This window comes from Paenibacillus sp. J31R30 (assembly GCF_059692115.1).
The window spans coordinates 1423331-1436615 of sequence record NZ_JCAUAV010000001.1; the positions used below are offsets into that span (position 1 = coordinate 1423331).

10 protein-coding genes are annotated in these 13285 nt (G+C 45.7%); 9 read left to right on the forward strand and 1 reads right to left on the reverse strand.

Translation table 11 applies throughout. The annotated features are described in order from the left end of the window. Nucleotides 1-41: 41 nt before the first annotated feature. The 4 genes from AC58QO_RS05700 to AC58QO_RS05715 all read left to right on the forward strand — a co-directional run bounded on the left by AC58QO_RS05700 (nucleotide 42) and on the right by AC58QO_RS05715 (nucleotide 6115). Nucleotides 42-959 carry an ABC transporter permease gene (locus tag AC58QO_RS05700; RefSeq protein ID WP_497264270.1) on the forward strand — a complete coding sequence of 306 codons (918 nt, stop codon included), beginning with the start codon at nucleotides 42-44 and terminating at the stop codon, nucleotides 957-959. Between the two features lie 27 nt (nucleotides 960-986). Continuing rightward, nucleotides 987-1886: a carbohydrate ABC transporter permease gene (locus tag AC58QO_RS05705; RefSeq protein ID WP_497264271.1), complete on the forward strand. Its 900-nt coding sequence runs from the start codon at nucleotides 987-989 to the stop codon at nucleotides 1884-1886. 81 nt (nucleotides 1887-1967) lie between these two features. Then, on the forward strand, nucleotides 1968-3539 hold the full coding sequence (locus AC58QO_RS05710; protein WP_497264272.1) for an ABC transporter substrate-binding protein: 1572 nt from the start codon (nucleotides 1968-1970) through the stop codon (nucleotides 3537-3539). Between the two features lie 551 nt (nucleotides 3540-4090). Then, complete coding sequence (locus AC58QO_RS05715) at nucleotides 4091-6115, forward strand: beta-galactosidase (protein ID WP_497264400.1); 2025 nt, start codon at nucleotides 4091-4093, stop codon at nucleotides 6113-6115. A gap of 397 nt (nucleotides 6116-6512) precedes the next feature. Here the strand turns inward: AC58QO_RS05715 and AC58QO_RS05720 are convergent, their stop codons facing one another. Further along, a complete protein-coding gene (locus tag AC58QO_RS05720; protein ID WP_497264273.1) occupies nucleotides 6513-7070 on the reverse strand; it encodes an NADPH-dependent FMN reductase in 558 nt (185 codons plus the stop codon). Between the two features lie 347 nt (nucleotides 7071-7417). On the opposite strand from AC58QO_RS05720, the gene AC58QO_RS05725 reads away from it, so the two are divergent. From AC58QO_RS05725 to AC58QO_RS05745, 5 genes are all read left to right on the forward strand, one after another. Then, the gene (locus AC58QO_RS05725) at nucleotides 7418-7636 is read left to right on the forward strand and encodes a hypothetical protein (protein WP_497264274.1); all 219 of its coding nucleotides are present in this window, start codon (nucleotides 7418-7420) and stop codon (nucleotides 7634-7636) included. A 171-nt stretch (nucleotides 7637-7807) separates the two neighbouring features. Then, nucleotides 7808-9481, forward strand: a complete 1674-nt coding sequence (locus AC58QO_RS05730; RefSeq protein ID WP_497264275.1) for a ribonuclease J — start codon at nucleotides 7808-7810, stop codon at nucleotides 9479-9481. Nucleotides 9482-9638: 157 nt separating this feature from the next. Further along, nucleotides 9639-11978 (forward strand): xanthine dehydrogenase family protein molybdopterin-binding subunit, encoded by a 2340-nt coding sequence (locus AC58QO_RS05735; protein ID WP_497264276.1) that lies wholly within the window; start codon nucleotides 9639-9641, stop codon nucleotides 11976-11978. Next, on the forward strand, nucleotides 11965-12828 hold the full coding sequence (locus tag AC58QO_RS05740; protein WP_497264277.1) for an FAD binding domain-containing protein: 864 nt from the start codon (nucleotides 11965-11967) through the stop codon (nucleotides 12826-12828). The genes AC58QO_RS05735 and AC58QO_RS05740 overlap by 14 nt, the downstream gene beginning before the upstream one ends. After that, complete coding sequence (locus tag AC58QO_RS05745) at nucleotides 12806-13282, forward strand: (2Fe-2S)-binding protein (protein ID WP_497264278.1); 477 nt, start codon at nucleotides 12806-12808, stop codon at nucleotides 13280-13282. Before AC58QO_RS05740 ends, AC58QO_RS05745 begins: the two co-directional genes overlap by 23 nt. The last annotated feature ends 3 nt before the right edge of the window (nucleotides 13283-13285 follow it).

Below are 13285 nucleotides of genomic sequence, written 5' to 3' on the forward strand. Positions count from 1 at the left end.
AGGAGAGAGACAACTAGAAACGGATGGGGGAAAGGATAGAGATGAGAACAGGACTCCTGTATCGCATGAGATCCAAGAAAGCGCTGTTATTCATGATTGCGCCAGCAGTGCTTTACTTCTTGCTTTTCAGCTATGTACCAATGGCAGGCATTGTGCTGGCGTTCAAGCAGTATCGCTACGATTTAGGAATTATGGGGTCTCCTTGGGTAGGTTTGGACAACTTCAAGTTCTTCTTCCTAACAGGGGATGCCTTCCGAGTAACCAGAAACACGCTGCTCTATAATGCGGCATTCATTCTGATTAATAACGTTCTGCAAATTATTGTCGCCATCTTCATGGCGGAGATCGGGTCCAAGCTGTTTCGTAAAACAGCGCAAACGATTATGTTTTTACCCTACTTTTTATCCTGGGTAGTCGTAGGAGCGGTTGCTTACAATTTGTTCAACTACGAGCATGGAACTGTCAACACGCTGCTGCGAGCCTTGCACATTCCTGAATTAGATATCTACACAACAACGGAATATTGGAAATATATCTTGGTTTTCTTCTCAGCTTGGAAAGCGGTGGGGTATGGCGCTGTATTCTATATGGCTTCCATTCTAAGCATTGATCGTGAGACGTACGAAGCAGCCGAAATCGATGGGGCTAACGTGTTCCAACGCATTCGATATATTACCTTACCATCACTTCGACCAACGATTACGATACTTGTCCTATTAGCGATTGGCGGCATATTCCGTGGAGATTTCGGCCTCTTTTATCAGCTAGTGGGTAATAATGGCCTGCTGTATGAAACGACGGATGTGATTGACACTTACGTATATCGCTCCTTGTTGGTCAACAACGAAATCGGCATGTCGTCGGCTATTGGTTTCTATCAATCGATTCTGTGTTTTGTAACCATCATGGTGACGAATTTCCTAGTCCGTAAATCGGATAAAGATAATGCCTTATTCTAAACTTACAGCAATTAGCGGGGTGAACCTATGATTACGTCCAGTGTGAAAAAGAAACAAATCGATCAGCGAATCCTTGATATATTTGGCTATGTCTTTATCGTAGTGATATGTTTGGCATGCTTGATTCCGTTCTTGCTCATCATTAGCGGATCATTAACAAGTGAATCGTCGATTACAAGCGATGGATTTCGATTATGGCCGAAGGAGTTTTCGTGGGATGCCTATACGTTCGCGCTCAAGCATCCAGAGCAGTTCGTGAGCTCTTACTTGCTAACTATTGCATTGACGGTGGCAGGTACAGTTGTTGGATTATTCATTTCTGCCATGGCAGCGTATGTGCTCCAACGTCAGGATTTTGAGTGGCGTAGCGGATTTTCCTTCTTCTTCTACTTTACAACCCTGTTTAACGGTGGACTTGTTCCTTGGTATATCTTAATGGTTAACTATTTACACATGAAGAATACGTTCTGGGCGCTGCTTGTCCCGCCATTGTTAAACGTGTTCTATATCATCATCTTACGGACATTCCTACGGAGTATCCCAGATGCCATTACCGAGTCAGCGAAAATTGATGGAGCAGGGGATATCACGATCTTCATACGATTGATTATCCCTTTGGCAAAACCTGGTCTAGCGACGATTGGCTTGTTCACGGCTCTGAATTATTGGAACGATTGGTTTAACTCGTTGCTGTTTGTGCAGAATGAGAAGCTGTACACCCTGCAATATTTACTATATAAAATGCTAGGAAATCTCGAAGGGATCCGCAAGGTTATGGCGATTACCGGTATGCAAGTAACAGACTTGCCTGGCGAGAGCTTGAAAATGGCCTTAGCCATACTTGTCACAGGACCGATCATTTTCTTGTATCCGTTCGTACAGCGTTATTTCGTTCAAGGCTTAACCGTTGGCGCTGTAAAAGGGTAAAGGGAAAAAGGGTAGCCCCGGGAAATCCAATTCCTGGTTTATCATAACTTATCTATCATTTTATAAGGGGAGAATAATAACATGGCAAACACGAAGAAATTAGCCACATTAAGTCTAGCATCCTTATTTGCAATGGGAACGGTACTGTCAGCTTGCAGCACGAAAGAAGCATCGCCTTCACCAAGTGCATCATCGTCATCAGTTCCACAAGCAAGCGCTTCCGCGACTGCGGCTGCTAGCACGGGTATTGATACAAGCAAGGAAGTTAAGTTGAAAACAGTCTTATTAGGCTCCAAGCCGAAGGCTTTTGATGAGGTATATGGGGAAGTCAACAAATTAATGAAGCAAAAAATTAACGCAACACTAGATATCAGCTTTCTTGATTGGGGAGAATATCAACAGAAATATCCATTGATGTTTGCGGCGAATGAGGACTTCGATCTTGTGTTCTCAGCGACTTGGTCCTATTATGCGCAGCAAGCTACGAAGAACGGTTTCATGCCATTAACTGAGGATCTGATCAAGAAATTCGCGCCAAAAACATGGGCGGAAGAGCCAAAGGTTGCTTGGGAGCAAGCAAAAATCAACGGGAAAATTTATATGATTCCACAAAATAATTTTGAATATAGCTATCATATGGTCGGTATTCGTGGTGATCTGCGTAAGAAGAATAATTTGCCTGAGTTGAAAACGTATGATGATTATGTGAATTACTTGAAGGTGATCTCGGAGAAAGAGAAGGATTTCAAACCAAGTATTGGGGTAAGTGAATTTAATGCTGTTGAATTAGTGCAGCCGAATGAATGGAACTTTGTCGTGCCGCAGCTGCCAATTGTTTATAAAGTAACGGAAGCAACGGGCAAACTCTTCAACTATGTCGATACACCAGAATTCGCTACTTTCGCTAAGAAAATGTTCGACACACAAAAAGCAGGAGCATGGTCCCGTGATGCGATTGCCAATAAAGTGGACAAAACGCAAGCTTTTAAAGACGGTAAATTAGCTTCTGTGGAGTGGAATCTTGGAACCTTGCTGCGCACGAAATCCGAAATGCAAACAACGCATCCGGATTGGAAAGTGGAGCTATACGATCTAAGTGCTGACAAGAAACGTCTATCCAATCCGTTCATCAACAACGGGATGTCCATTCACGCAGGCTCCAAGAACTATGAGCGCGCACTGATGGCGATTGACCTTCTTCGTTATGACCCAGAAATTCATGATCTGACGAACTACGGCATCAAAGGCAAGCACTATGAACCAATTGGCAAGGATCAGTTTAAACCTCTTCCTGCTTCGGCCGATTTCCCGCCATCAGGTACTGATCCATGGGGCTGGAACTCATTGAATGAGCGTCTGGATTCGACCGTTGCTGAAGAGACAATCAAATTTACAGAGAATTGGAAGAAGACGGTAACAGTTAACCATCCTTTAGAAACATTTACATTCGATGATACCAAAGTGAAGAATGAAGTTGCAGCTGTCAGCAATGTGATGGAAACCTATGGAAAACCATTGTTCTATGGTCTAGTCGATCCTAGCGATGCTGCGCATGGTTTGCAAATTTTCAAAGACAAGTTGAAGCAAGCAGGTATTGATAAAATTGTGGCTGAAATGCAAAGCCAAGCAGATCCTGTTATAGCTAAAAAGTAAGAGTGAGGACCGCTTCCTGCGTGCAGGAGGCGGTTTTGTTATGGATGAGTTAGTCGAAATAATCGACTAACTCGATGGAAAACGGCGCCTGCGGGGTGAGTTAGTCGAAATAATCGACTAACTCGAATGAAAATGGCGCCTGCGGGGTGAGTTAGTCGAAATAATCGACTAACTCGAATGAAAACGGCGCCTGTGGGATTTGTTAGTCGAAATAATCGACTAACTCGAATGAAAACGGCGCCTGTGGGATGAGTTAGTCGAAATAATCGACTAACTCGAATGAAAACGACGCCTGTGGGATGAGTTAGTCGAAATAATCGACTAACTCGAATGACTCGCTAGTATTTATGTAATTGGGGTAAGGGGGAGCGAAAGCTCCACCTTACCCTGATCGGATGTCTATAAATTGAACAGGTAATCGATATTTTATAGGGTATAAAAAGGGACAGGAAGCTGATAGAATGGGTTCATATTTCTATATTATATGAATCTATGAGGTGATCCGTTTGTCTCTTACCTATCCACCCATTAGCCCGAAATTGCCGGTATTCATGCACGGCGCTGACTATAATCCTGATCAATGGCAGCATGATCCGCAGGTTTTAGAAGAAGACATCCGCATGATGAAGCTGGCGAAATGTAATGTCATGGCCATCGGCATCTTCGCATGGTCCGCGCTTGAACCAACCGAAGGTACGTATACCTTCGAGTGGTTAGATCGCGTGCTCGACACCTTCGCCGCGAATGGGATCTATGCTTGGCTTGCGACGCCGAGTGGCGCAAGGCCCGCTTGGATGGCGGAGCAGTACCCGGAGATACTGCGAGTTGGGGCGAATCGCGTGCGTAATTTATTCGGCGCACGTCACAATCAGTGCTTCACCTCCCCTGTGTACAGGGAAAAGGTGGCAATGATGAACGCTCGGCTGGCAGAGCGCTACGCGCAGCATCCGGCTGTCGTGGGCTGGCATATTTCCAACGAATATGGTGGGGAATGCCACTGCTCATATTGCCAAGAAGCCTTCCGAGGCTGGTTGAAACAGAAATATGGCACGCTGGACGCGTTGAATATGGCGTGGTGGACGTCATTTTGGAGTCATACGTACACGAGCTGGTCTCAAATTGAGTCTCCGGCACCGCACGGTGAGAACCTGGTTCATGGCATGAACTTGGATTGGAAACGATTTGTGACGGATCAAACGGTAGATTTCTGCCGTCATGAGATCGCCCCGCTGAAAGCTGCGAATGCGCAGCTGCCTGTAACAACGAATTTTATGGATGCTTTTGAAGGGCTAAACTATTGGAAATTCACCGAAATCCTTGATGTCATCTCTTGGGATGCGTATCCAACTTGGCATGATTCACAAGATCAGCGCAACTTAGCTGCTTGGTTCGCCCTCAATCATGATATGTTCCGTTCGCTTAAAGGCGGACAACCGTTTCTACTGATGGAAAGCACGCCAAGCCTAACCAATTGGCAGGCTGTCTCCAAGTTGAAGAAGCCAGGCATGCACATGTTATCCTCCTTGCAGGCTGTGGCGCATGGCTCTGATTCTGTTCAATACTTCCAATGGCGGAAGAGTCGCGGTGCCAGTGAGAAGCTCCACGGTGCGGTGATCGATCATGTCGGGCATGAGCATACACGCGTATTCCGTGATGTGGCTGAGCTTGGCGTCGCATTGGAGAAGCTGTCTGATGTGATTGGGACTTCGGTGCCAGCCGAAACGGCTTTGATTTTCGACTGGGAAAATCGCTGGGCTGTGAAGAATTCGCAAGGCCCGCGAAATATGGGGATCAAATATGAACAAACAATACTCAGCCACTATCGCGCATTCTGGGAGAGCGGTGTTCCCGTCGATGTGATCGATATGGACTGTGATTTCAGTAAATACAAGCTCATCGTGGCACCGATGCTGTATTTGGTTCGTCCTGGTGTTGGAGAGCGCATCGAGCAGTTTGTTGCAAAAGGCGGTACTTTCGTCACGACATATTGGTCGGGAATCGTTGACGAGAATGACCTGTGCTTCCAAGGAGGGTTCCCAGGCCCGCTTCGGACAACGCTTGGGATCTGGTCCGAGGAGATCGATGCGCTTTATGATAACGAGAAGAATCGATTGATTTGTCTAGACGGGAATGAGTTAGGATTAGCAGGGGAGTACGAGTCTCGCGAGCTCTGTGAATTAATTCATACGGAGGGTGCGGAGACACTTGCCGTCTATGGCGATGATTTCTTCGCAGGACGTCCTGCATTGACTGTAAATTCATTAGGCAAAGGCAAAGCCTACTATATCGCGACGCGAACGGATGCGGGGTTCTTGAATCCATTCTATAAGCAAGTGCTTGCGTCGGCTGGGATTGAAGCGGTGCTGCAAACCGAGTTACCCGTTGAGGTAACGGCGCAGGTTCGGACGGATGGCAAGCATGCGTATGTATTCCTAATGAATTTTGGTCAACAAGTGCAAGAGGTTGCTCTGGATGACGACAAATATTGGGACATGCTCTTGCAGGAAAACGTGGGAACATCTAGCTTGCAGCTGGAGCCTTATGGCGTAAGGGTGTTGCGAAGAGTGAAGAAGTGACGACATAATATAAGTTATGTAAACAAATCGATATATGGAATGAAAAAGGAGCTAAGAGGCGTGTTTGCCTTTAGCTCCTTTTCCTTGCGCAATTGTATATTGCGGCTGCAGTGGTGCCAAATCGCTTTGGCATCATCGTTAGCTTAAAAGATCAAAGATGCGAAAGTACACGCATTTTTGGGGGAAACGGCTACTCATCGACGAATTCGTGCGAAAACGCAACCTTTTGGACCGAAAAGGTGCCCACATGATGAGTACTGGCAGAAATAAGTGCTCATTTGCAAGCATTTCAGATAGCGAGGCTAAATCGATAGAAAAAGATGCTCTTTTGCATTTTTGCTGCTGTATTCACGAGAAGAACTACGTGAATTATTTGAAGTTAATTCACTACTAGGCTTTAACGCAAAGTCTTCAAAGCCCCGCTCCAAGCGATAACTTGATCAAACATGGTATTAGCCGCGGCTTCTTGACGTGGATGTGGTTTGAGCACTGTGAAGTTTTCAAAATCAGTAAAGATGGACATGGTAACCTGTGCACGAACGTCGGCTACTTGTAATTCACCTAAGATGAGCCTCAGGTTCTCAGCTGCACGCGCGCCGCCAGTACCACCGCCATAGCTTACGATCCCAGCGGCTTTGTCTTTCCATTCATTGCATAGGAAATCGATCGCGTTCTTGAGCGCACCTGATATGGCATGATTGTATTCTGGTGTCACGAAGATATAACCGTCGTACACATTGATCGCATTTGACCAAGCAATCGTGTGTTCTTTTGTGTATTTCATCAACATAGGAGGATGGGGCTCATCATAAAGCGGCAAGTTGAAGTCCGCCAAATCAACAACCTCGAATATCGCATCCGTACGTTTACGGGCAACTTCATGTACCCACTGAGCGACGACTTCACCTCTGCGTCCTGGGCGAGTGCTGCCAAGTATGATTCCAATTTTTAGCATTGTTATGACCTCCGATAAGTTGCGTGTATAAGAGAAGCATAACGGCTGTGTGGAACGAGAAGCAATTGAAAGTATAGTTATAACCATTATTTCGGTATAAGGAACTAAAATGAAGTGACATAATTTATATTATGTAAACAAATTTATTCTCTGTGATGCAAGTTTTGGATAAAAAGAGCCTAAACTACCTACGTTCTTCAAAAGTGACAGATTCAGGTCGGAAAAGGCGTAAATAATTTGAATTTTATATGAATTAGGTAAGCTTTGTATGTATTTTAGTACGAGCTCCTATATAATTAGTAATGAGAAGTGATTACTTAATAAACAAATTGAAGGTGGGATGTCATATGAATATGACGTTATATTATGTGATATTTACAGTAATCTTAGTAGTTGGTGTTCTGGCAACACTTATGATTGGCTTTTCGCGAAAGAATCGTGAAGGAGATCAGTCCTATTTTCAGAAAACTGGGGTCAAATGGGTGCGATTATCGGCTTTATATGTCGTCTCCATCACAGCAGGCTTGTTAGCATTGTTAGCATTTATTCGATACACGATAGAATAGATTTCTTACAGAAAGATCTCCATAATTGGAGATCTTTTTTCTTTGCTCAGTAAGTACCATAAATGCGCAGAAGATGAATTTTCATCTAATTGAACGGGACATACTATGACTGACGAATTATGTGGTGAATAGTAGCAATGCGCGTTATTAGGATACGTTGGAGGTTTATGCATGAAGGTACATCAAGATAAGCTTTCGATTTTCGCCCTCGGGGGTGTTAATGAAATAGGCAAAAATATGTATGTTCTTCAATACAATGATCATATTATCATTATCGATTGCGGCTCCAAGTTCCCGGACGAAAGCCTGTTAGGCATTGACTTAATCATTCCCGATATCACTTACTTACTTGAACATAAAGAGAAAATTAGAGGCGTAGTGATTACGCATGGACATGAGGACCATATTGGCGGTATACCGTATGTCATCAAACAATTGAACATGCCTATTTATGCCACGCGGCTTACACTCGGCCTGATTGAAGTAAAACTGAAAGAGCATGGACTTATGAAAACAACAACCCTGCATGAGATTGATGCGAATACGAAGCTTATCTTAGGCGACATTCCGATCAGCTTTTTTCGAACAAACCATAGCATACCCGATTGCCTAGGTATTGTATTCGATACTCCACAAGGAACGGTTGTGCATACGGGTGATTTCAAGTTCGATTTGACCCCGGTGAATGAGCAATATGCGGATATCCATAAGATGGCAGCTATTGGGCAAAAGGGAGTACTTGCGCTGCTATCTGAGAGTACGAATGCGGAGCGGCCAGGGTTCACACCTTCTGAACGCTTAGTAGGCGATCATATCGAGGAAGCTTTCGCGAAAGCGACGGGAAAAATATTTTTATCAACCTTCGCCTCGAACGTTAACCGATTACAGCAAGTCATTGTCGCCGCGGAAAAGACGAACCGTAAGATTGCCCTTTTGGGAAGAAGTATGGTCAATGTCGTCGATATCGCATTGAGGCTTGGTTATTTAAGAATGTCGCCTGACATGTTGATAGAAGCCCAAGACGTGAATCGATATACCTCCCATGAAATCGTCGTTCTGTGTACGGGAAGTCAAGGGGAGCCTATGGCTGCACTTGCTCGTCTAGCCAGCGGGACACACCGCCAAGTGGAGGTTTCTCGAGGTGATACAGTGATACTAGCGGCTACGCCTATTCCTGGAAACGAACGGAATGTAGCCCGTATCGTAGATAATTTGTTTGCAAAAGGTGTTAAAGTCATCTATGGATCTGGATCGGTAACAGGTATGCATGTATCTGGCCATGCGAGTCAGGAAGAATTGAAGCTCATGCTAACTTTAATGAAGCCTACCTATTTCATCCCGATCCATGGGGAATATCGCATGTTGTATCAGCATCGACTGTTGGCTGAAGCCGTTGGCGTCGAGTCGGAGAACATCTTCATTATCAATAACGGAGAAGTCGTTGATTTCATGAAGTCAGAAGCTCGTCAGGATCGTCATGTTCCGAATGGCAATACGCTAGTTGATGGTTTGGGTATTGGGGATGTCGGTCAAATTGTCTTAAGAGACCGTAAGGTCTTATCTGAAGATGGTATATTGATTTTTGTGATTTCTCTGAGCAGATCGGATGGTAAAATTGTTTCCGGACCGGATATCATTTCACGTGGATTCGTATACGTCAAGGAATCAGAGGCTTTAATGGAGGAAGTACATCGGATTGCCTTAGCGGCGCTCACACAATTACAAGAGATGAAATCGAACCAATGGGGGCTTTATAAGCAAGCCTTGAAGGAAGCGATTGGCAAATATTTGTACTCGCAGACGAAGAGAAGACCTATGATATTGCCGATCATCATACAAGTGTAAGTTCAATGTATATTCCCCTCAGCTGAAGCTGGGGGGTTTTTGTATGCCGATGAAAGGAGGGAATAGGACAAGTATTTTCGCTATATGATGTAGGAAAACGCTCCGCTCTGGGAAATCGTTGTGGACTTGTTGGTATCGGTCAGTTGATGAGGGGAGTGTGAGGAGATTGTCCTCGATAGGAAAGGCCATCCCGCGGATTGAATCGAAGGATAAAGTAAGCGGATTTGCCAAATATACGAATGATACGATTTCCCCAAGCCAATTGCATGGTTGGCTGCTTATAAGCCCTTTTGCACACGCACGAATTGTGTCAATTGATTGTTCGAAAACATTAGAGGTAAGCGGTGTTCATGCGGTCATCACGGGTGAGGATTGTCCTGTGTTAACAGGGGGACTTCTTGCCGATCGTCCACCACTTGCCACCCAGAAGGTACGCTATTACGGCGAGCCTATCGCTGTGGTTGTGGCAGAAACGGAACAGATTGCTAAGCAGGCAGCGGAGTATATCCGTGTGGAATTTGCCCCGTTACCCGTTGTTAATTCACCTAGCGGTGCGCTTCAGCCGAACGCGTCATTGGTCCATGAGAATCTGGGCAGCTACCAGAGATTTGGAAGCATCTATCCCGTACCTAAGACGAACATTGCGAGTCATGTTAAAATCCGAAAAGGTGACATGCACGCTGGATGGGCATCCAGTGAGGTTGTCGTTGAAAGTTCATTTGCTTTCAATACTTCGGACCATAGCGCTATGGAACCGCGCTGTTCCATCGTTGAAGTGCAGCCCAGCGGATTGATTCATATCCAAACCTCTACACAAGACCCTTTTATGATCAAACGTTCATTTGAGCGTTTCTTTCAGGTGGATCAGTCAAAAGTCGTTGTTCATGTGCCGTTCGTAGGGGGAGGATTTGGCGGTAAGGGCTCCATTCAATTGGAATATCTCGCTTACCTGGCCTCGAAAGCCTGTGGCGGTCGGGCAGTCAAAATCAATAATTCACGTGAGTCGGACATGATCAGTTCTCCCAGCCATATTGGCTTGGAAGCCAAAGTAAAGATTGGTGCAGCCCGAAATGGAAAACTGATAGCCATGGAAATTACTTTTTTATTTGATACCGGTGGATACACAGATGAAGGACCCGCTGTAGCCCAAGCAGCTGCCGTTGATTGCACGGGACCCTACCAGATTGACCATGTATGGTGCGATGCATTATCGATCTATACGAATCATCCTTACGCGAACGCTTTTCGGGGTTTTGGACATACGGAAGCGGCCTTTTGTGTGGAGCGAACGATGGATATCCTAGCGAAGAAGCTGCACATGGACCCGATGGAACTTCGGCTTCGGAATGCGATAAAGCCTGGTGATATTACACCTACGCAAGCACCTCTCAACAGAAGCAATATTGGAGATTTGACGCTATGCATAGCGAAATTAAAATCGCTGATCAAGTGGGAGGAAGGCCAATGGGCTGAAGCAGGTCCCAATAAAGTGAGGACCAAAGGAATGGCTTGTGTTTGGAAAACCTCTGGCTCCTCGATAGATACAGGCTCAGGGGCAACGATCACCTGCAATCACGATGGCAGCTTAAATCTCAGCGTGGGCTCCATCGAACTAGGTCAAGGAAATCGTACCATTATGGCGCAGATTCTCGCTGAACGGATGCAAATGCCTGTCGAGCACATACATATCAAAATAGATGTAGACACCCAGATTACACCTGAGCATTGGAAAACGGTAGCAAGCAGCAGCACGATGATGGTCGGCCGTGCTGTACTCGACGCGGCAGATGATGTTATTGCTCAACTTAAGCACAATGCAAGTCTGGTACTCAAAGTTAATCCAGATCTGCTGGAGGTCAGCCAAGGGAAAGTCTTCGTGAGATCGCAACCGAACACCAGTTTGCAGATCAAGCAGCTTGTCAGTGGCTACATGTATCCCGATGGCAGTGCGTCTGGCGAGCCGGTTATCGGTCGGGGGCGATATAGGGTGCATCACATCACCAATCTAGATCCTGAGACTGGAAAGGGCATTCCTGGTCAGCAATGGACCGTTGGCGCCCAAGCCGTTGAAGTTGAATTCGATAAGAGAGATTGCACTTATCGCATCCTCAAAGCAGCTTCCGTATTCGATGCAGGCAAAGTGATCAATGAAGCCACGGCACGAGGTCAAGTCATGGGCGGAATGAATATGGGCCTTAGCTTTGCTAGTCGAGAGGGATTTCTCTTCAATGACGCTGGCATTGTGTTGAATCCCCAGCTGCGCTCGTATAAATTGACGCGTTTCGGCGAAAATCCAGCCTATCTCGTTGACTTTGTGGAAACGCCATTCCTGGAAGGTCCGTACGGCGCACGCGGTGTTGGTGAACACGGTACAATCGGCATGGCGCCGTGTCTAGCCAACGCGCTATCGCTCGCTGCTGGATGTGAGCTGAATAGACTTCCCCTTATACCGGAACTGATTTGGCGATATAGGGGGGAATCAGATGATCTCGTTTGATTTCGAATACTACAAGCCAGCTACCTATAGGGAGGCAATTAATCTCTTCCAGCAAGCGGAAGCTAATAGTCTAGATCCACTGTATTACTCTGGCGGTACAGAGATAATCTCGATGGCTCGTCTAAATCAGCTTCATACAGGCGCTGTTATTGATATAAAAGCGATCCCCGAGTGTAATATGTTGCAGATGCATCAGGATCAGCTTGTCGTAGGTTCGGCGATCACGCTGACTACATTATCGGAATGTGCTATGTTCCCACTCTTAGGTGAGACTGTTCGACATATTGCTGATCATACAAATCGTAATAAGATAACCATTGGCGGCAACCTTTGTGGGAAATTCTTTTACCGGGAAGCTGTGCTGCCATTTCTACTCGCCGATAGTCAAGTTGTGTTGATGGGAACCAATGGGATACGACACGTCTCGATCCACCAGATCTTTAATGGTGAGCCCCGCATCGCAAATGGGGAGCTGCTTCTGCAGATAATAACGGATAAACAATACCTGGAACTACCTTTTATAACTGTGAAAAAGACGAAAATGGAAAGGATTGATTATCCGATTGTCCGGATCTCTGCCTTACAGAGCACCGAAGGGATTCGAATTGCTTTTAGCGGTGTTAGTGCCGTTCCTTTTCGATCAAGGAAAATAGAAAATGTCCTGAACGATAGCTCGCTATCCTTAGAAGAGCGAATCGAGCGAGTGATCCGAATGTGGCCAGTGCCGATTCTGAATGATATGTTAAGTTCAGCCGCCTACAGGATATTTGTCCTGCGTAATACGTTGTTTGACGTTATGACTGCTTTAGAGGGAGGTGTGAGCAACCTTGCATGGCATCGTCAAATGTGAAATCGAGCTGCAGGTGAATGAGAAACGCCAACACGCCGCGATTCGTTCCGCGGATACATTATTACGTGTACTTCGTGAACAAGTGGGACTCACAGGAGTCAAGGCTGGATGTGAAAACGGAGATTGCGGCGCATGTACAATACTTGTAGATGGGATTCCAATCAAATCCTGTTTAATGCTTGCTATAGAAGCGCAGGGATGTCGGATAACAACAATTGAGGGATTGGGGGGAGATGCGCCCATACAACGAGCGTTCGTTGAGAACTTCGCATTTCAATGCGGATTTTGTACGCCAGGTTTTATTATGGTCTGTCATGCCTTGGTTAATAAGCAACCGAATGTGGATGAAAATGTGATGGAGGAGTGGCTGCAATCCAATATTTGTCGCTGCACAAGTTATGCAGAAATAGAGGCAGCAGTCCGTTCGGTTATTTCAACGGATACAAATAAGTGAAAA